The 18826-nt window shown below is 52.5% G+C and carries 16 protein-coding genes; 15 read left to right on the top strand and 1 reads right to left on the bottom strand.

Features of this window, described 5'->3' with window-relative positions; genetic code table 11:
• Positions 1 to 595 precede the first annotated feature (595 nt).
• The 9 genes from flhD (at position 596) to FRIGORI9N_RS12790 (ending at position 9636) form a co-directional block, all read left to right on the top strand.
• The gene (flhD, locus tag FRIGORI9N_RS12830; RefSeq protein WP_159571734.1) at positions 596 to 913 is read left to right on the top strand and encodes a flagellar transcriptional regulator FlhD; all 318 of its coding nucleotides are present in this window, start codon (positions 596 to 598) and stop codon (positions 911 to 913) included.
• Positions 914 to 995: 82 nt separating this feature from the next.
• Positions 996 to 1559 carry a flagellar transcriptional regulator FlhC gene (gene flhC, locus FRIGORI9N_RS12825; protein ID WP_159571731.1) on the top strand — a complete coding sequence of 188 codons (564 nt, stop codon included), beginning with the start codon at positions 996 to 998 and terminating at the stop codon, positions 1557 to 1559.
• Positions 1560 to 1868: 309 nt separating this feature from the next.
• Complete coding sequence (gene motA, locus FRIGORI9N_RS12820; protein WP_159571728.1) at positions 1869 to 2732, top strand: flagellar motor stator protein MotA; 864 nt, start codon at positions 1869 to 1871, stop codon at positions 2730 to 2732.
• A 5-nt stretch (positions 2733 to 2737) separates the two neighbouring features.
• Entirely contained in the window at positions 2738 to 3706 is a 969-nt protein-coding gene (gene motB, locus FRIGORI9N_RS12815) for a flagellar motor protein MotB (RefSeq protein WP_159571725.1), read from the top strand.
• A gap of 28 nt (positions 3707 to 3734) precedes the next feature.
• Positions 3735 to 4667 carry a chemotaxis protein gene (locus FRIGORI9N_RS12810; protein WP_138519284.1) on the top strand — a complete coding sequence of 311 codons (933 nt, stop codon included), beginning with the start codon at positions 3735 to 3737 and terminating at the stop codon, positions 4665 to 4667.
• Positions 4668 to 4676: 9 nt separating this feature from the next.
• Positions 4677 to 5066, top strand: coding sequence for a chemotaxis response regulator CheY (cheY, locus tag FRIGORI9N_RS12805; protein WP_105028596.1), 390 nt, complete (start codon positions 4677 to 4679; stop codon positions 5064 to 5066).
• 33 nt (positions 5067 to 5099) lie between these two features.
• Positions 5100 to 5873: a protein phosphatase CheZ gene (locus FRIGORI9N_RS12800; protein ID WP_159571722.1), complete on the top strand. Its 774-nt coding sequence runs from the start codon at positions 5100 to 5102 to the stop codon at positions 5871 to 5873.
• A 37-nt stretch (positions 5874 to 5910) separates the two neighbouring features.
• Positions 5911 to 7749 carry a chemotaxis protein CheA gene (locus FRIGORI9N_RS12795; RefSeq protein WP_159571719.1) on the top strand — a complete coding sequence of 613 codons (1839 nt, stop codon included), beginning with the start codon at positions 5911 to 5913 and terminating at the stop codon, positions 7747 to 7749.
• Positions 7750 to 7890: 141 nt separating this feature from the next.
• Entirely contained in the window at positions 7891 to 9636 is a 1746-nt protein-coding gene (locus FRIGORI9N_RS12790) for a methyl-accepting chemotaxis protein (RefSeq protein ID WP_159571716.1), read from the top strand.
• 45 nt (positions 9637 to 9681) lie between these two features.
• Here FRIGORI9N_RS12790 and FRIGORI9N_RS12785 read toward each other — a convergent pair whose 3' ends face one another.
• A complete protein-coding gene (locus FRIGORI9N_RS12785; protein ID WP_159571713.1) occupies positions 9682 to 10035 on the bottom strand; it encodes an Hpt domain-containing protein in 354 nt (117 codons plus the stop codon).
• 109 nt (positions 10036 to 10144) lie between these two features.
• On the opposite strand from FRIGORI9N_RS12785, the gene flhB reads away from it, so the two are divergent.
• The 6 genes from flhB to FRIGORI9N_RS12755 all read left to right on the top strand — a co-directional run bounded on the left by flhB (position 10145) and on the right by FRIGORI9N_RS12755 (position 18818).
• Positions 10145 to 11275, top strand: coding sequence for a flagellar biosynthesis protein FlhB (flhB, locus tag FRIGORI9N_RS12780; RefSeq protein ID WP_159571710.1), 1131 nt, complete (start codon positions 10145 to 10147; stop codon positions 11273 to 11275).
• 659 nt (positions 11276 to 11934) lie between these two features.
• On the top strand, positions 11935 to 14055 hold the full coding sequence (flhA, locus tag FRIGORI9N_RS12775; protein ID WP_159571707.1) for a flagellar biosynthesis protein FlhA: 2121 nt from the start codon (positions 11935 to 11937) through the stop codon (positions 14053 to 14055).
• Positions 14052 to 15389 carry a flagellar biosynthesis protein FlhF gene (gene flhF, locus FRIGORI9N_RS12770; protein ID WP_159571704.1) on the top strand — a complete coding sequence of 446 codons (1338 nt, stop codon included), beginning with the start codon at positions 14052 to 14054 and terminating at the stop codon, positions 15387 to 15389. Before flhA ends, flhF begins: the two co-directional genes overlap by 4 nt.
• Positions 15353 to 16171, top strand: a complete 819-nt coding sequence (locus FRIGORI9N_RS12765) for a hypothetical protein (protein WP_159571701.1) — start codon at positions 15353 to 15355, stop codon at positions 16169 to 16171. The genes flhF and FRIGORI9N_RS12765 overlap by 37 nt, the downstream gene beginning before the upstream one ends.
• A 25-nt stretch (positions 16172 to 16196) precedes the next feature.
• Complete coding sequence (locus tag FRIGORI9N_RS12760; protein ID WP_159571698.1) at positions 16197 to 16913, top strand: RNA polymerase sigma factor FliA; 717 nt, start codon at positions 16197 to 16199, stop codon at positions 16911 to 16913.
• Positions 16914 to 16919: 6 nt separating this feature from the next.
• The gene (locus FRIGORI9N_RS12755) at positions 16920 to 18818 is read left to right on the top strand and encodes an ATP-binding protein (RefSeq protein WP_159571695.1); all 1899 of its coding nucleotides are present in this window, start codon (positions 16920 to 16922) and stop codon (positions 18816 to 18818) included.
• The last annotated feature ends 8 nt before the right edge of the window (positions 18819 to 18826 follow it).

Genomic DNA, 18826 nt, shown 5'->3' with positions numbered 1-18826 from the left:
GCCTGAACCAGACAGGTTCTTTTGGGCGGTCAGTGAGGCTACGTTGGTGTTGATTCCTAGCATGATATTTCTCCAAGCAATTTGTTGATTTCAAGTTGGCTGCGTCATCTTGTGCGCCGCCTTATGACCTGTTATCGATGCCTGGAAATGAAACTTTAGGCTTTCCCGTGCAAATAAAAAATATTGTTTTGGTGCCCTTAAGTTCGCTGCTCAGTTGTCGTAATGAGACATTTTTTGCTGCAAAACAATCATCCTTTTCCCTCAAGTTTTTTGCAAAGGTGTCCGTTAACCTCTACAAGCACTTAACAATCGGGGGGCCCACCACAAGGGGCAGCACGAAGTGGGGGTCAATCGAATGGGGGGATCCCCCCAAACTGTGATTCTTCCTTTGAGCCTATTGAGCGACATTGTGATCATGTAAGGCAGTTCCCTACATCTCGAATTCCAGCTCGGTGACTCAATGTTTGGAAGTTGGATGATTCAGGTAATCGGGCTAGAAGCCGAAGATACGTATGAGGGAATTGTCGCTGCGATCAATAAAGCAGCACAAATTGAGGATGCAGTACAACAGAGATTGAATTGGAGGATGTTCAAAATGAAAAGTACACGTCTGTTAGATGAAATTCGCGAAACCAACCTGTCTTATTTGTTGCTGGCTCAGCAACTGATTCGCGAAGACCGCGCCGAAGCAACCTTCCGTTTGGGCATTTCCGACGAAGTGGCGGAATTGATCGACCAGTTGACCACCGCTCAGGTGTTGCGCATTGCCTCAAGCAATATGTTGATGTGTCGCTTCCGTTTTGATGACGAAGTGGTGTGGAACTTGTTGACCAGTCACACCAAAGACCGCAGCGTTTCTGGCATGCATGCAGCAATCATCATGTCCGGCAAAGCGGTCAACGCAACGGCCTAATCAATAACAAAGCACGTATTCAGGATGTAACAACAAAAACTCAGGCATCCACAATTGACATCAGACAGGGGTCAAAAAAATCATGGCTAAAGTTAAATCAATCATCGACGAAGCAGCACAAATCCAATTGGCCACCGAGCTGATTCGCCTTGATGCGCGTTTGCAAGTTCTCGAATCTGAAACGCAGTTGTCCCGCGAACGCTTGCTGAAGCTTTACAAAGAACTCAAGCACAAGTCGCCCCCCAAAGGCATGCTGCCATTTTCAACCGACTGGTTCATGACCTGGCAGCCCAACATTCATTCCTCGCTGTTCGTCAATATCTATCAAACGCTCATCAAGAGCACGGATATTGAAGACATCGAAGCAATCATCAAAGCCTATAGAATGTACCTGGAGCAAATTACTCAATTGGGTTTGCCCGAAGTACTTTCGCTGACACGTGCGTGGCGCCTGATCAAATTTTTCGATGCAGGTATGTTGACCACTACCGAGTGCAAAGACTGCGAAGGCCGTTTTGTAGTACACACTTATGAGCTCGTGAATGACTATGTGTGCGGCCTGTGCCACATGCCTTCACGTGCTGGAAAAACCCGCCAGTCAGCAGCCGACCGTTTCTTCAACGAAGAAGCCAGTATCGAAGCCTGAGTTTGCAAAGCCCAAGGGAGAAGGGCTTTTTCGTTTACCCCCGCTGCACCAAAAGGTCCGGTTGCATCCTCCCACCCTCTGTCTCTTCCGGGTCTGCAGTGGGGGTTTCTAATTCTTCGAATGACCAGCCAATGTTGCTGGTCATTTTTGTTTAACCCCCCTCCAAAATGGCTATCACCAAGGATTGTGAAATCTTGACCATGCTTTGAAATCGCCAGTAAAAGCCACTTTATTCGGACAAAAGATTTTACAAATTCTGCCGACAATACCTATACAGAAAAACCATTCATCGACAGAGAACCTCAGCCAATGTTAGTAGCAATCGGATTCGTGATCGTGATTTTCTCCGTGTTAGGCGGCTTTGCCTTCATGGGGGGGCACTTGGTAACCCTGTGGCAGCCAGTTGAAGTTCTGATTATCGGTGGCGGTGCCATTGGCGCGATGATTGTCAGCAACACCCCCAGCATTCTGAAGGCAACTGGCAAGGCCATTGGCGGCGCATTCAAACCCAGTGCAATCACCAAGGCTTTTTACATGTCCTTGATGGCGTTGATGTATGAAATCCTGACCAAGGTACGCAAAGAAGGCTTGATGTCGATTGAAGGCGATGTAGAAGAGCCCGAACAAAGCCCCTTGTTTCAGAAATACCCCGAGGTGCTGGCAGATCACCACATTGTTGAATTCCTGACTGATTACCTTCGCCTGATGGTGAGTGGCAACCTGAACCCCATGGAAATTGAAAACCTGATGGATGGCGAGCTTGAAACTCACCACCAGGAAGCGCACACCCCTCAATCTGCCGTACAGCAAATGGCCGACGGTTTGCCTGCATTCGGTATCGTGGCGGCGGTCATGGGTGTGGTGCACGTCATGGGCTCAGTGGGGCAGGTGAGCAATGCTGAATTGGGTGTAATGATTGCGGCGGCGCTGGTGGGTACCTTCCTGGGTATTTTGTTGGCGTACGGTTTTGTGGGCCCGCTGGCCAGCATTATCAATCACAAAATTGCTGAATCATCCAAGCCCTTCGAATGCGTGAAAACCACCTTGCTGGCAAGTTTGAATGGTTACTCGCCTGCGCTGGCTGTGGAGTTTGGCCGGAAGGTTCTTTATTCCACCGAGCGCCCAACTTTCATTGAACTGGAAGAGCACGTGAAGAGCACCAAGGGCAAATAAGCATCATGGCGAAGTCTGACGAAGAACGTCCAATCATCGTAGTCAAGAAGATCAAGAAGGGAGGCCATGGTCACCATGGCGGCGCCTGGAAGATTGCGTATGCCGACTTCGTAACCGCGATGATGGCCTTTTTCCTGCTGATGTGGCTGCTGGGTTCGACCTCGGAAGGTGATCTCAAAGGCATTTCAGAATACTTCAAATCACCCTTGAAGGTGGCACTGGTTGGGGGTCCCGGCTCAGGCACTGCCACAAGTGTAATAGATGCGGGGGGTACCGATTTGTCGCGCTCTGTTGGGCAAATTAAAAGTGGAAGTGCCGACAAAGCAACGAATGCCTCCACCTCCACGGCGTCGAGCGAAGCCTTTGAAAAGGCAGAGGCCAAGCGCTTGCTGGAATTAAAGGGGGAAATAGAGGGCCTAATCGACGCATCAGATTTGATGAAACAGTTTAAAAATCAAATCATGCTCGACATTACACCTGAAGGTTTGAGAATTCAGATTGTGGATGAGCGAAACCGCCCCATGTTTGATTCGGGCAGTGCAGTGTTGAAAGATTACATGAAAGACATTTTGAGAAGTTTGACCAAGTTGTTGAACCAGGTGCCCAACAAGCTGACCTTGTCAGGCCACACCGACGCAACGCCTTATGCCCTTGGCAACAAGGGTTACAGCAATTGGGAGCTTTCTGCAGACCGGGCCAACGCCAGTCGTCGCGAAATGACGATGGCCGGTATGCCGGACAACAAAATGTTGCGTGTAGTGGGATTGGCTTCTTCAGTGTCGCTGAATGAGAAAGACCCCTACGCGGCAGTGAACAGAAGAATTGCGATTGTTGTCATGAACAAACGCGCAGAAGAAGCCGTGCGAGCGTTGGCCAATCTGGACGAGGGTCAAGACCCTGGTCTGATCGAGCTACCGCCCGTACCCAAAGTTGAAGGTTTACCGTTTCCAAAGAACGGAACCAGTACGAATTGAAAGAAACAGACTATTTGTCAGGAGCAATATGATGCAAAACGATTATCGCTTGATGAACATGATTGACGAGAAGGCAAGACTGGCAGGCTCCAACAAAATGGAGTTGTTGCTGTTCTCCCTGGGCTCTACCGAGGTGTTCGGTATCAACGTGTTCAAGGTGCGCGAAGTGTGCGAAACCTTGCCGATCACGCGAACCCCCAACATGCCAGCTGGCGTGGAAGGCATCATTTCGCTGCGCGGCAGTATCTTGCCTGTGATTGACCTGGCGCAATGTTTGCGCATGGACAATGGTTCAACCCGAACCAAGCTGATCATCACTGAATTTTCATCCCACACTCAAGCCTTTTTGGTGCAAGACGTGGACCGGATTGTGCGGGTGGATTGGGAGCAGGTGAAGTCTCCTCAAAGCATTGGTCAATCGCAAAGCGCCATGATCACCGCACTGACCGAATTGCCCGATGGCAAGCTGGTGTCGATTCTGGACGTTGAGCAAATTCTGGGCGAAGTGATCGGCGAAGGCGATGTGCCCAACATGGACAGCATGCGCCCGGATCATCCTTACCCTGTGTTCTTTGCCGATGACTCGAACATGGCACGCAAGAAAATTACTGAAGTGCTCGAAAAGCTCCACCTGCCTTACCAAAGCGCCATCAATGGTCGCGAGGCCTGGGAAAAGCTGCGCAATATTGCCAGTCGTGCCGAGCAAGAAAACAAAGACATTCGCGATGTGGTTTCTCTCATCCTCGTGGATGCCGAAATGCCTGAAATGGACGGCTATGTGTTGACACGTCACATCAAGGAAGATGTTCGCTTCAAGGGAATCCCTGTGGTGATGCACTCCTCATTGTCGTCTGTCGCAAACAAGAAGTTGGGCCAGCAAGTCGGCGTGGATGCCTATGTAGGCAAGTTCCACCCTGAAGAGCTGGCACAGATGGTTACCTCAATGCTTCACCCAGCGTAAGGAGCAAGCATGAACCCCGAAGATTTAAGAATCCTGATTGTTGACGACTTCTCGACCATGCGTCGAATTGTTCGCAACCTGCTCAAGGAAATTGGCTACAACAATGCCGATGAAGCGGAAGACGGTGCAGTGGCTTTGGCCAAACTGAAAGCCGGCAACTTCAACTTCGTTGTCAGCGATTTGAACATGCCCAATATGAACGGCTTTGAGTTGCTGCAAAACATTCGTGCCGATGCAGAACTCAAGCATTTACCGGTTTTGCTGGTGACTGCCGAAGCCAAGAAAGAGGACATTGTCACCGCCGCCCAAATGGGTGCGAATGGCTACATTGTCAAGCCGTTTACCAAGGCAACCCTTGAAGAAAAGCTGGGCAAGATCGTCGCGAAGATGTCTGTCTAATTACGAAGAATCAGAAATGGAGAGGTCGCAACGATGAGCCCAGATAATCTGAAAAGTGGTGATAACGACGATTTGGAAGCGTTGTTTGATGAGATTGCAGAACAACGTGTGTGGGATGGTGAGCCATCAGCAGAACCCCAGGCGGCCGTGAGTACTGACATCAAAGTTCAGGCCCAGGCGAGTTTCGCTGCCGCTGACGAAGAACCTCACGATGTGTTTCGCCGTGTGGGTTCGCTCACCCGCAACTTGCACGACGCGCTGCGCGAACTGGGCTACGACAAAAGCGTTGAACATGCAGTCAATGCCTTGCCTGATGCGCGCGCCCGCTTGAATTACATTGCTGACCTGACAGGCAAAGCCGCCGAGAAGGTGCTGGCCGCAGTCGAGGCGTCGCAAAAACTGAATGACGATGTGTCTGCCCGCGCCGCCGAGCTCGACAAGCAATGGGATCGCCTCTACAACAACGAGATGAGTCTGGAAGAGTTCAAGTCGCATGCCCGCGAAAACCGCGAATTCATCAAAGAGATTAGCCAGTGCAGCGGGCAACTGGGTGGTCACCTGACCGACATCATGATGGCGCAAGACTTCCATGACCTGACAGGCCAGGTGGTCAACCGCATTGGCAATATGGCGCAAGGTCTTGAAGAACAGCTGGTTCAGTTGTTGCTCGACACCACACCACCCGACCAGCGCAAGCAGGTTGAAGAAACATTCCTCAATGGTCCGGCCATCAATGCAGAAGGTCGTGCCGATGTGTGCAGCAATCAAAGTCAGGTCGATGACCTGCTGGAAAGCCTCGGCTTCTAACAACAAACAACAGCCGGGCTGACGTGGGAGAAAATAAATGAGCGCATTCAGTGATGTCGAACTGCTACAGGACTTCTTGACCGAGGCAGGCGACTTGTTGGAAGACGTGGACAGCAAACTGGTCGAACTGGAGCAAAGCCCAGAAGACGCCGACCTGTTGGCCACCGTGTTCCGCGGCTTCCACACCATCAAGGGTGGGGCCGGTTTTCTGGAAGCCACGCACTTGGTTGAGTTGTGTCACAAAACAGAAAACCTGTTCGATTTATTGCGTTCCAAAAAACTGGTGCTGGATGCTGAAATGATGGACTCCATCATGGCAGCCACTGGCGAGGTGCACCGCATGTTTGGTGAAATGCGCAACGGCCATCAGCCCGGTGCAGCACCTCAAGAATTGCTGGACGCCTTGGTTGCTGCAATTGAAGGACGCACTGTGGCAGCTGCCGCGGCCCCTGTTGTAGAAGTTGCCACGGCGGCGCCTGCGGTAAATCCTAACAAAACACTCAATGATCTCGCGGAAATTTCCGAGGATGATCTAGATTGGGCGGGCTTGTACGAGGCGGTGGTGGGTGTACCACCACGCGAACTTGAACAGGCAGCACTGAGCAGTGACATGGCCACCGAGGCAATTGCCAGGCAGGCCGCTGCCGCAGTGCGCCCCAAAGCACCTGCACCGAAAGCCAAAGCCGCGCAGCCTGCAGCGGCCGTACAAAAAGAAAATACCATTCGCGTGGACACAGCGCGTTTTGATCAAATCCTGAACCTCAGCGGTGAAATCGGATTGACCAAAAACCGCTTGAACTGTTTGTTCCAGGCCTTCGCCTCGGGTGCCAGCAGTGATGAGTTGATCAAGTCGCTTGACACGGTTGTCGGGCAACTCGACATGCTGGTTTCTGATTTGCAGTCGGCCGTGATGAAAGCGCGCATGCAACCTGTGGGTCGCGTGTTCCAGAAGTACAGTCGCCTGGCCCGTGATGTTTCACGACAGTTGGGCAAAGACGTAGAGCTGGTGATTGAAGGCGCAGAAACCGAGGTGGACAAGTCCATTCTCGAAGAGTTGAACGACCCCTTGATTCACTTGGTGCGCAATGCTGTTGACCATGGCATTGAAACCATTGCAGACCGTACCGCATACGGCAAAAACCCGAAAGGGATTGTGAATCTTTCTGCCCGTCAAACTGGTGATCACATCGTGATTGAAATTCAGGACGACGGCCGCGGCATGCGTCCTGAAATCATTCGCGAAAAAGCGGTTGAAAAAGGTTTGATCAGTGCCGAAGAAGCAGGGCAGTTGAGTGTGCAGGAAAGCCTGCAACTGATCTTCTTGCCCGGGTTCTCAACCAAAGATCAAATCTCGGATATTTCAGGCCGTGGTGTTGGCATGGATGTGGTGAAAACCAATATTCAACGCCTCAATGGTCGCATTGAAATTCAATCCGAACCCGGACAGGGCTCCACCATCACCATTTTGCTGCCACTGACTTTGGCAATTTTGCCCGTGTTGATGTTGAAGCTTGAAGAGCAAATCTATTCACTGCCTTTGTCTTGTGTTCGGGAAATTATTCCGATCGAAGAAGACAAAGTGCAATACGTAGGCGGCAAGCCCACCATGGTGGTTCGCGGAGAAGTCATTCCATTGCTCGATCTGGCCACTTTGATTGGTCGCGAAAGTGCGCCCACGCCCAAAGTGGGTGTGTTGACCATCAGTGGAAACAAGTCTTGCATTCTCGCGGTTGATTCCCTGGTAGGTCAGGACGAAGTCATGATCAAACCACTGGACGGCGTCAAGCCCAAAGGTGTTGCCGGGGCGACATTGTCCGGTGAGGGTTTGCTGGTTCTGGTGCTTGAACTTCGAGAGTTGATTGAGGGCAAACTGTAACTTGAACTAGCACGGTTTTCCATGTTTCCTAACCCATATGGTTGACTCGTTTTGCTTCGATAATTAATACATCGGCGCAAGTTGCCAATGACATTTACACACACACCTCGCAGACCAAGCGGGGGGCAAGGAGTTGACCTTATGAGTTCACTGTATCGCTCGATTGAGAAAGGTTTTTTCTACACGCTCAGTCGAAAATTGTTTGGTAACGTGGCCGGCATATCCGCTGTTGTTTTAATCGGATACCTGGTGATTTACAGCTGGGCCATGGACAAACTTGCCCCAGAACAAATCAGTGATTTCCGCCTCATTCTTAGTGGAGCCCTTGGGTTTACCTTGTTGGCCTGCGCAGGTGCATTTGTGTACCTGCGCCACTTGATTGTGCGCCCTGTGCATTTGCTGAGCGAGCGCATGGACCAACTTGCAAACGGCGAAGGTGACTTGTCGGTGAATTTACCCACGGTCACTGAAGATGAACTGCGCGGTTTGGCCGAGAACTACAATGCCTTCATGGCGCGTTTGCGTGACCTGATTCACGAGATTCGCCGAATGACAGCACAAGTGTCCATGGAATCAGTGCGCGTGTCTGGCAGCTTGAAAGATGCCAGCCGCACGGCTGACAAACAAGGCAATATTACTTCCGAAATTTTTCAGGCGGCCGACATGGCCTCCAGTGCGATGGAAAACGTGGCCAACAGTGCCAGTTATTTGTCGCGTGCCACGGAGGAACATCTGGAAACAGTCAACTCCTCGTACCGCGAATTGCTGACTGTGGCCGATGAAATGAACTCAGCCTCGGGAAGTTTGAACAGCTTTGGACATACGGTTGAAAAACTGGCAGAAACCGGCAAGGGCATCGAGAATATCGTCAAGTTGATCAATGACATTTCAGATCAAACCAATTTGCTCGCCCTGAATGCTGCAATTGAAGCAGCTCGTGCTGGTGAACAAGGTCGCGGATTTGCGGTGGTTGCGGACGAAGTGCGTGGCCTGGCCGAGCGCGTAAAGTCTGCCACAGGTGAAATTCGTGGCAATATTTCTTCCATGCTTCGACTTGTTGGCGAAACTCAGCAAGAAACCCGGGAAATCAATCAAAGCATTTTGAAAGGCCAGGAAACGGTTAGCAATTCATCGGCCAAGTTCTCTGGCATGGTGCACAGTTTTGAAGAAATGAGCACGCAGATCAACGATGTCACCCAGCAGGTGCAGTCGGTCAAGCAAATCAATATGGAAGTGTCGGGCAAGGCCTCTGAAATACGTGAAACCGCCCAGTCTGTCATCAATCAAACCAGCGAATCTGAAAAATCAAGCTCTGAACTGGCTTCAGCCACAGACCGAATCAAGGAGCTGGTGGCTCGATTCAAAATTGGCAAAGGGGCTTACGAGCAAATTATCGAGCAGGCCGTTCTGGTGCGTGAACAGTGCAAAAACATTCTGATTCAAGCGCTGGACAACGGACATGACATTTTCGATGAAGCCTACAAGCCAGTGCCCAACTCGAACCCGCAAAAGTACAGTACCCGTTACGACAGGGCTGTAGAGCGTGAATTGCAGAGTGCGTACGATCAATTGGTGGCCAATGTGCCTGGCTCCGTGTTCTCTCTGTGTGTGGATAGAAAGGGTTATGCGCCAACCCACAACAGCAAATACTCGCGCCCCTTGACGGGGGACCTGAAAACCGATTTGGTTGAAAGTCGCGACAAACGCATGTTCAGCGACCCAGTTGGCTTGCGTGCTGCGCAAAACCTGTCGCCCTGGTTGCTGCAAACTTATCGTCGCGATACCGGCGAGGTTCTCAATGATTTGTCTTTGCCCATTGAAATCAATGGTCGCCACTGGGGTGGTCTGCGTTTGGGCTTCAGCCCTGAGCTGTTGATCAAAGACTAAGGATCAGTATTAAAAAAACGGATAGGGGTCCGTTTCTCACCGCGCTTAGGCGCGGTTTTTTTTTGCCCAGTCGTTCAGGGGTGTTTCGCAGGTGTTCAATATCTCGATCAACCTCGCAGTGCTGTTCTCGAAGTGCGAAATACTCTTAACACCCGACTGTCGGCAGGTCACTTCAAGTTCCTCTGCCAGGCTTCGGCAGTCTTCAAAACCGATGGCAGCACTTGCGCCCTTCACATTGTGTGCCGCATCGCCCAAAGCGCTCAGGTCTTGCCTGTCGCATGCGGTTTGCAGTTTTCCAATGTAATTCGGGCATTCCTTGATGAATACCTTGATCAGCATGGCCAGAAGGTCGGTGTCGTTGTCGATGCGCTCTAGCGCCTCGCGGGGGTCGTAATGCATGTGTTTGGTCTTGAATCCAGAAGAATCCCATGTTACCCGCTCAAATCGGGGTTTTGAATTGCGCGTATCCTTTTCATAATAAGAACATTCCAACACTTCAGGTGCTGCTTTGGCAGAAGAAACCGATCAGGAAAAAGACTTACCCGCGTCGGAACAGAAGATCCGTAAAGCGCGGGAAGAGGGCAACCTTCCCCGTTCCAAAGAACTGGGCGGGGGCGTTGTGCTGCTCGCGGGTGTCGGTTTGCTTTACACCATGGGTGGCGAGTTGGTCAGCCAAAGTGAAAAGTTGATGCGCCAGGGATTGGTTCTAGACCGTGCCCAGGCATTTGATACCAAACACATGGGCTTGAAATGGGTGTCCATGTTGCAGGAAAGCCTGTTTATTCTTGTTCCCCTTTTTCTCGTGGTGGTAGTGGCTGCGATTGCATCCAATGTTGCAGTGGGTGGCTTTAACTGGTCGACCAAACCGCTTGAACCCAAGCTTTCTAAACTGAACCCCATCAAAGGCTTGAAAAACATTTTTTCAGTGAACGGGTTGGCGGAGTTGGTGAAAGCCATTCTAAAAACCGTGGTGTTGGGTGGCGTGGGTTACTTGTTGTTGATGCAGGATTTGGGTGAGTTCACCCAGCTTTCAGCCATGCCGCTTGAGCATGGCATGGCGGAGACCGCGCGAATCACCATCAAGGACGCATTGATCCTTGCGATTGCATTTTTACTCATTGTTTCAATCGACGTGCCTTACCAGTTGTGGCGTTACTACAAGGGTTTGCGCATGAACATGGAAGAACTCAAGCGCGAGTCCAAAGAGTCGGACGGTGACCCGCACCTGAAAGGCAAAATCAAGAGCATGCAGCGCGAAGCAGCACGCCGCCGAATGATGGCTTCTGTTCCGAATGCGGACGTGATCGTGACCAACCCGACGCACTATTCAGTTGCCTTGAAGTACGACAAGGATGGCAAAGGTGCGCCGCGGGTGGTGGCCAAAGGCATTGGCCCGCTGGCCTTGAAAATTCGTGAAGTGGCCAAAGAGAACAAGGTGCCCATGGTTGAGGCTCCCCCATTGGCCCGTGCTTTGTATTCCAATGTAGAACTTGAGCAGGAAATTCCGGGTGCTTTGTACACGGCGGTGGCCAAGTTGCTGGCGTATGTGTATGCGCTTGCGGAAGGCAAAGGCCACATGGTGGAAGTGCCGGGAGAAGCGGATATTCCGGAGGGCATGGATCCCGGACCGGCGGCTTGATGATCACCGCAGAGGTTTCTTGCCACCTCGGTGTGGGTTACTTGTTTCGCACTGAAAACCGCTTAATCCCTTTTTGAAATTCCCCCTGACTCACCTCGCTCGGCAAAAAGGCGGGCCGAGTCTCGGTGCCGGCCTATGGCCGACCGTGGCGTGTGAATTCAAACGGGGCGGTTTTCTTGAAGTGCGTCCCAAGCAATCCCACTGCCGAGTTGGCTTAAACCTACCGTGCGCGTCCACTTGCAAGTTCAGCTCTAAGTCACCGGCGCCAGAGTCTCTCCATCACCGCGCATCTCGCCGCTGGCTCAAAAGCCCAATCGGCGGCGGTGTTTCGATCGCTTCGCCTTCAAGAAAACCTGCCCGTTTGAATTCACACGCCACGGCCGGCCAACGGGCGGCACCGAGACTCGGCCCGCCCTTTTGCCGAGCGAGGTGAGTCAGGGTGAATTTCAAAAAGGGAAATACAGGTTTTCAGGCGAGAGATTGAAATTCGCGCCGAGAGGGCAGTTAACGAGCGGTCGAGAAATCGGAACCCAAGCCGATCGGGCAGTTAACGAGCGGTCGAGAAATCGGAACCCAATCCACAATAAGGCGGTAAATCGCCTTCAATTCCTCCGTTGAGAAAAGCTAAAGTTTTCCATAATTGAACCGTTAACAACTTGATGGGCGGAATTGTGGCCACCACCGCATTCTCACTGGACTTTATAAAGGCAAGCTTGACTGGCGACAAGGTTAAAACCCTGGGCGCGCCAATCTTCATCATCATGATCCTGGTCATGATGATTTTGCCCGTACCGCCTTTCGCCCTCGATCTGTTTTTTACTTTCAACATTGCGCTCAGCCTCATGGTGCTGGTCGCAGCGCTTTACACCACCCGTCCCCTTGATTTTGCAGCCTTCCCCACCATCCTGTTGGTGACCACATTGCTGCGCCTGAGTCTGAACGTGGCATCAACGCGCGTGGTGCTCATGCACGGCCATGAAGGCCCCGATGCTGCCGGCAAGGTGATTGAGGCTTTCGGCCACTTTCTGGTTGGCGGCAACCTGGCTGTGGGTATTGTCGTGTTTGTAATCCTGATGTTGATCAACTTCGTGGTAATCACCAAGGGTGCTGGCCGTATTGCTGAAGTGTCTGCCCGTTTTACCCTGGATGCCATGCCCGGCAAACAAATGGCGATTGATGCCGACTTGAATGCTGGTTTGATTGCAGAAGACGAGGCCCGCAAGCGCCGCGCTGAAGTCAGCCAAGAGGCAGAGTTTTTTGGTTCCATGGACGGTGCCAGCAAATTCGTTCGTGGCGACGCCATGGCCGGTATCATGATTTTGATCATCAACATCATTGGTGGTTTTGCGGTAGGTGTTGCACAACACGACATGACCTTCGCCGACGCTGGCAGCAATTATGTATTGCTCGCGATTGGCGACGGCCTGGTTGCTCAGGTTCCCGCACTCGTTATTTCGATTGCAGCCGGTTTGGTGGTTGCCCGCGTAGGGCAGGGCCAAGACATTGGCACCCAATTGGCCAGTCAACTGCTCAAGTCTCCACAGGCCGTGGGCATCACCGCTGGCATTATGGCTCTGTTGGGTATTATTCCCGGCATGCCCAGTTTTGCATTCTTGCTGCTGGCGGCCGGGTTTGGATACCTGTCGTATCATCTCGCGCAAAAAGGCGTGGTTCAAAAAGTGGTTGCAACCACCGACGACCAAGCCAAAATCAAGGCTGCTACAACGGAAGCCCAGGAAGCGACTTGGGACGACCTGGTACCCATCGACACCATTGCACTTGAAGTGGGTTATCGCCTGATCGCCCTGGTGGACAACAAACAAGACGGCGATTTGCTCAAGCGAATCAAAGCCATTCGCAAAAAGTTTGCGCAGGAAATCGGTTTTCTGCCGCCGGCCGTGCATTTGCGCGACAACCTTGAACTGCGTCCCTCGGTGTATCGTATTTTGTTGAAAGGCGTGTGCATGGGCGAGGGCGAAGTGTTCCCGAACCAACACCTGGCCATCAACCCAGGCCGTGTCACCATGCAGTTGCCCGGTCCACAAACCACCGACCCCGCATTTGGTTTGCCTGCCGTGTGGATTTCCGACGATCAGAAAGAAAAAGCCAACGCTGCCGGTTACACCGTGGTGGATGCCTCCACAGTGGTGGCCACGCACTTGTCGCATATTTTGCAAACATCGGCTGCCCAACTGTTGGGCCGCACTGAAACCCAACAGTTGCTGGACCATTGCGCAAAAACGTCTTCGAAAGTGGTGGAAGATCTCACACCGAAATTGCTGGACGTTGCAGTGATTCAGAAAGTGCTTCAAAACCTGCTGGACGAAAGCGTACACATTCGCGACTTGCGCACTATTTTTGAAACCCTGCTTGAAAACGGCGTTCGCACCAAAAACCCGCTGGAACTCACCGCAGCTGTGCGCGTTTCGCTAGGTCGCGCAATTGTTCAAGCCCTTGCGGGCACCACCGACGATTTGAACGTATTGGTGATGGAACCCAAGCTGGAACAGATGATTACACATGCCCATTCAGCCGCCGGGCAAGACCAAGTGGGCATTGACCCCAACCTGGCTGAAAACCTGGCTCGCCAAACCGCCGACGCAGCCGGGCGCCAAGAGCAGTTGGGCCAAAGCCCTGTGTTGCTGGTGCCTGATGCCCTGCGCTTGTCCATGGCCCGATTGTTAAAGCGTGCAGCCCCCAATCTGCGGGTGTTGTCGCACAGTGAAATTCCTGAAAACCGTACTATCCGCGTTGCGCAAGTCGTAGGAGCGAAAGCATGAAGCTGAAAAAATTCACAGCCCCCACCACAAGAGAGGCCTTGCAAAAGCTGCGCGCTGAACTGGGTGAAGACGCCATCATTCTGTCCACCAAGCAAACAGCTGCGGGAACGGAAGTGCTGGCAGCTTCTTCGGAAGACCTCGACACCGTGACCGAGAAGCCTGCGGCGTCCTCAGCACCTGTGTCCTGGACCAAGACTGAGCGCACTCAATTTGCCGCGCAAGAAGCCACGCGTCAGCCCACACCTGCAGAGAAAATTGCGCAGCAAGTGGCAGCGCAGCGTGATGTGTTGATTAACCGTGCGCCTGCTGTTACCCATCAAATTCCAGGTGCCATGCCTGCACCGGACATGATTTCCGATGTGGCCAAACGCCGCTCGCAAGCCGCCAGCGATGCCATGGTCAACGAGCAAAATGCAGTGCTGGAAGAAATCAAGCAAATGCGCCAGTTGCTGAAAGATCAAATGACCATGATCACCTGGCGCGATGCCCTGGAGAAGAACCCCCAGCGTGGCGAATTGTGGAACCAGTTAACCCAATCGGGATTCTCTCCCCTGTTTGCACGCACCGTGGTTGAAAAACTGCCTGCAGACCTGACTGATAGCCAGGTGCAAGACTGGGTGATGAATGTTATCAAGAAAAACCTGAACGTGGTGCCTGCCGACAAAGACATTGTTGAAACTGGCGGTACTTTCGCCTTGGTTGGCCCCACCGGCGTGGGCAAAACCACCACCACAGCCAAGCTGGCTGCACGTTGTGTGGTGAAGTACGGCGCCGATTCGCTGGGCTTGATTACCACCGACAGCTACCGGATTGGTGCCCAGGATCAACTGCGCATTTACGGCAAAATTCTGGGTGTTCAGGTTTACACCGCACAAACCCATTCAGACCTTGCCCAACTGCGCAACACCATGCAACGCAAGCGCCTTATTTTGATCGACACCGTGGGCATGGGTCAGCGTGACTCACGCGTGGCAGAACAAACAAAAATTCTGACCGACAGCCATGTAAAACGCGTTTTGCTACTCAATGCCACCAGCCAACCAGAGACCCTGGATGACGTTGTTCGTCATTACAAGAGCACTGGTCTGAATGGCGCAATTTTGTCCAAACTCGACGAAGCCATCAAAATCGGTGGTGTGCTGGATGTGGTCATGCGTCACAAACTGGCCTTGCATTACATTGCCACCGGCCAGCGCGTACCTGAAGACTTGTTCCCCGCTGATCCTCGCGTGTTGGTGCACCGCGCCATGCGTGCGCGCAGCAGCCAGGCGTTTCAAGCCTCGAGCGAAGAATTGAAATGGAAAATGGCCCAAGTCTCTACGACTGGAATTTAAAGTTTCATGGTCAACTAGAACACATGGATCAAGCTAAAACACTTCGACACCTGTTGGGCCGCAAAGCCGCCACCATTCATCCGATTCTCGGCGACATGGCCAGTGATTATGCGGCCTGCCTGGCCCGATTCGTATTGGAGCAGCAGGCAAGGCAAGAACGTGCCGCGGTGTTGTTTGATGGCTCGGTTGCGGGGCTGCCCCAGTTGCTGCCACCCCATGGTCGGCCCGATCTGATCGAATTTTTCAATGGCAAGCTGAATCTGGAAGACCAGGTCATCGAGCTTGCGCAATCCCAATATCTCGTGGTGGCCCGAATTGGCCTGGAAGCCCTGACCAAAAAACCGGCCCAAGCCGTGGCTTTGCTGGGCAAGCTTCACCGCATGCCCGTGAGCTGCGATCGCTTTTATGCCACTTTGCCCTACGAGGCCGTTGAACTGGCCAAGGCGTTTTCCCCGCAAGACGACTGGTATTGGGTCGTACAACCCACTGCAAGATCGGTTACGCGTGCTTTTCAGGCCATTCGTTCTTCCAAAGGGGTAGACGAAAATATTCACCATCGTGTTATTGTTGCGGGTGTAAGAAGCACAGATGAAGCCGATCACGTGTTTGCAAATTTGCTGGAAAGCACTTCGAGCTTTCTGGTCAATCCGCTGCAGTACGCGGGGCATTTGCCAGCTTTGCCCTCGGGCAAGGCCTTGAACCAGGTCGGTCGGGAGATGATTGCGGCAGGTCGCCGAATTGCAAGAGCCATTTGCTCTTTCGACGAACACGCACTGGCGTAATAACAAGACAGGAAGCACAGACTCCATGTACACAGCCCAGGGCACTTTAGACAAATCAAAGCAGGTGGACCAGTACATTCCGTTGGTTCGCAGGTTGGCCCATCACCTCATCGCCAAATTGCCGGCGTCTGTGCAAATCGACGACCTGATTCAGGCCGGTCTGATTGGCCTGATGGACGCCATTACGCGTTTTGAGGAAGGTCAGGGCGCTCAGTTTGAAACCTATGCCAGCCAGCGAATTCGTGGCTCCATGCTCGATGAATTGCGCGCGGCCGACTGGATGCCCCGGGGCGTGCGCCAGGCGCAACGAAAAATTGAAACTGCAACCCTGAAAGCCGAGCAAAAGCTTGGGCGTTCAGCCAATGAGAAAGAGATCGCCGAAGTCATGGGCGTTAGCCTGGATGAATACCAGGACATGCTGTTTGATTCGCGTGGCGCATCGCTGGTGTTCTACGACGACTACGCAGATGATGGCGACGGCGAAGGTTACCTTGACCGACAAATTGGTGGCGATGAAGAAGCCAACCCGCTTGAAATGCTGGGTGATCAACGTTTTCGTGAAAATCTGATTCAAGCCATTGAAGACCTGCCGGAACGTGAAAAAATGCTCATGGGACTGTATTATGAGCAAGAGTTAAACTTCCGTGAAATCGCCGCTGTGCTCGGAGTCACTGAATCCCGTGTGTGCCAATTGCACACACAGGCAGTCAGTCGCCTCAAAGCCAAGCTTCGCGAACACTAAGCACACATGGCAGATCCCAAAGCCCAGGGAAAACCGAGAACATTCGAGCAGTCTCGCACCAGGGTCAATCGCTCCCTGATTTTAGTCATCCTCACTGGCGTTGGTCCTTTGACCCTGGCTGCTTTTTACATGGCGGCCACCACCCCCGATCCCGGCAACTGGAAGTTAACCATTCTGCTCACCCTGGCACTGGGTGTACTGGGTGCCTGGTTCATGGGCAACAAGCTCATGTCCGGCTTGCTGGAAATTATCCAGTCTTCCGTTCAATCTGAAAGCCAGTTGCGTCGCCTCATGGAATTGTCAGGTGACTGGTATTGGCATCAAAACTCCTCCCACACCATTGTGCGAATCATTTATCGGGGCAGGGACCAAAACAACAACTCTCGTAGCGGCTTCAAGCTGCCATTCGACGGCCTGGCTCGTTGGGATGTCGAAGGTTTGAAGTGCATCGATCCACGCTACAACTGGGACACATTCAAAGAACTGCTTGACAGCCACCAACCCTTTGACCGGGTGTGTTTTGAATACTGGCCCCAAGATGCAGAGCGTATTATTTTCGAATCCACCGGTCGCCCCTTGTACAACGCCAAAGGCGATTTTATGGGCTACATGGGGGTATCTTCCGATCGAACGCAGAAACGCCTGAATGAACAATTGCTCTCCTTGCAGCGTTCCCTGTTGCAAGGTGTGTTGCTTTCTGCACCCATTCCTGAACTGGCGGCTTCATACGCACGGGGCCTGAAAAACTGCCTCACCGTGCACGCCGAAGTGGTGCTGGGCTTTCGGGACAAATCGGAGCACAACTACTGGCGGGTTCGCGGTACACACCCAGACCTGCGTATGCCGCTGGAGAAAGGGCAGGCATTTTGGGACAATGCGGAACAGTTGTGCGAGCCCCTGGAAGGTCACGATCAACACGGCTTGGTGTGGATCGCCAAAATGAAACCCGAGCATTATTTCGAGGACAATTGGGCCAGTGAATTGGGAGTTACTTCGGTGTGGTTTGCCTTGCGCAAAGCAGTCGAGCCCAATCAGCCAGAGTACTGGATCATGGTGGCCCAGAAAGGTGTCGAGAACACCGGCCATGATGATGTGTTGCGTGTGCTCACCGCCATTCGACTGTTGGGTCTGTGTGTTGAGCGCCGTGTCTTTGAAGATGATTTGCAGGGCTTGAACGGAACGCTTGAACAACGAATCAACGATCGAACCGCTGAGCTTACCCGCAGCAATTCCGAGCTGGAGGCGTTCACTTACACCGTGTCGCATGACCTGCGCGCGCCATTGCGTGCCATTGACGGTTTCTCCAGCATCTTGAAAGAAGACTTCGCAGAAGGCCTGCCCGAAGATGCCCGTGGATTGCTTGATCGAATCAGCAACAATGCGCGCCAAATGGGTGGTTTGATCGATGGCCTGCTCGACTTTTCTCGCTTGTTGCGAACCGATGTTGCGCGTGTGCGGGTTGATCAACATCAACTGCTCGATCAAATTCTGGATCAACTCGACGCCAAACGCAAAAATGTGGTCGAAGTGTGCGAACTGCCAGTGGTCTACGCCGACCCGGTGTTGCTAAAACAGGTGTGGATGAACTTGATCGACAACGCCTTGAAGTTCAGCAGCAAGGCAGAACAGCCCAAAGTGACCGTTGAATGCGAGAAACTGGGGCGTTTTTACAGCTTCAGTGTCCGGGACAATGGTGCGGGCTTCGACATGAAATACGCAGACAAGCTGTTCAATGTGTTTGAGCGTTTGCACCACAGAAAAGATTTTGATGGCACCGGAGTGGGCCTGGCCATTGTGAAACGAATTATTGAACGTCATGGTGGTGAAATCAGCGCCAGGGGTGAGTTGGGGCAGGGTGCCTGCTTTACATTCACACTGCCTGAACAAGCCGACCTGAACGACTAGAAGGATTT

The sequence above is a fragment of the Limnobacter sp. 130 genome (assembly GCF_902506325.1).
Classification (GTDB): Bacteria; Pseudomonadota; Gammaproteobacteria; order Burkholderiales; family Burkholderiaceae_B; genus Limnobacter.
The sequence above is the reverse complement of the archived record's forward strand: the minus strand, read 5'-3'. Positions and strand labels throughout refer to the sequence as shown.

Bases quoted from the DNA above. Each gene is read 5' to 3' on its own strand.
- FRIGORI9N_RS12760 (WP_159571698.1), top strand. From the start codon at position 16,197: ATGTACACAGCCCAGGGCACTTTAGACAAATCAAAGCAGGTGGACCAG.
- motB (WP_159571725.1), top strand. From the start codon at position 2,738: ATGGCGAAGTCTGACGAAGAACGTCCAATCATCGTAGTCAAGAAGATC.
- cheY (WP_105028596.1), top strand. From the start codon at position 4,677: ATGAACCCCGAAGATTTAAGAATCCTGATTGTTGACGACTTCTCGACC.
- FRIGORI9N_RS12790 (WP_159571716.1), top strand. From the start codon at position 7,891: ATGAGTTCACTGTATCGCTCGATTGAGAAAGGTTTTTTCTACACGCTC.
- flhC (WP_159571731.1), top strand. From the start codon at position 996: ATGGCTAAAGTTAAATCAATCATCGACGAAGCAGCACAAATCCAATTG.
- FRIGORI9N_RS12785 (WP_159571713.1), bottom strand. From the start codon at position 10,035: ATGCATTACGACCCCCGCGAGGCGCTAGAGCGCATCGACAACGACACC.
- FRIGORI9N_RS12800 (WP_159571722.1), top strand. From the start codon at position 5,100: ATGAGCCCAGATAATCTGAAAAGTGGTGATAACGACGATTTGGAAGCG.
- FRIGORI9N_RS12765 (WP_159571701.1), top strand. From the start codon at position 15,353: ATGGAAAATGGCCCAAGTCTCTACGACTGGAATTTAAAGTTTCATGGT.
- FRIGORI9N_RS12810 (WP_138519284.1), top strand. From the start codon at position 3,735: ATGATGCAAAACGATTATCGCTTGATGAACATGATTGACGAGAAGGCA.
- flhD (WP_159571734.1), top strand. From the start codon at position 596: ATGAAAAGTACACGTCTGTTAGATGAAATTCGCGAAACCAACCTGTCT.
- motA (WP_159571728.1), top strand. From the start codon at position 1,869: ATGTTAGTAGCAATCGGATTCGTGATCGTGATTTTCTCCGTGTTAGGC.
- FRIGORI9N_RS12795 (WP_159571719.1), top strand. From the start codon at position 5,911: ATGAGCGCATTCAGTGATGTCGAACTGCTACAGGACTTCTTGACCGAG.
- flhF (WP_159571704.1), top strand. From the start codon at position 14,052: ATGAAGCTGAAAAAATTCACAGCCCCCACCACAAGAGAGGCCTTGCAA.
- flhA (WP_159571707.1), top strand. From the start codon at position 11,935: ATGGGCGGAATTGTGGCCACCACCGCATTCTCACTGGACTTTATAAAG.
- FRIGORI9N_RS12755 (WP_159571695.1), top strand. From the start codon at position 16,920: ATGGCAGATCCCAAAGCCCAGGGAAAACCGAGAACATTCGAGCAGTCT.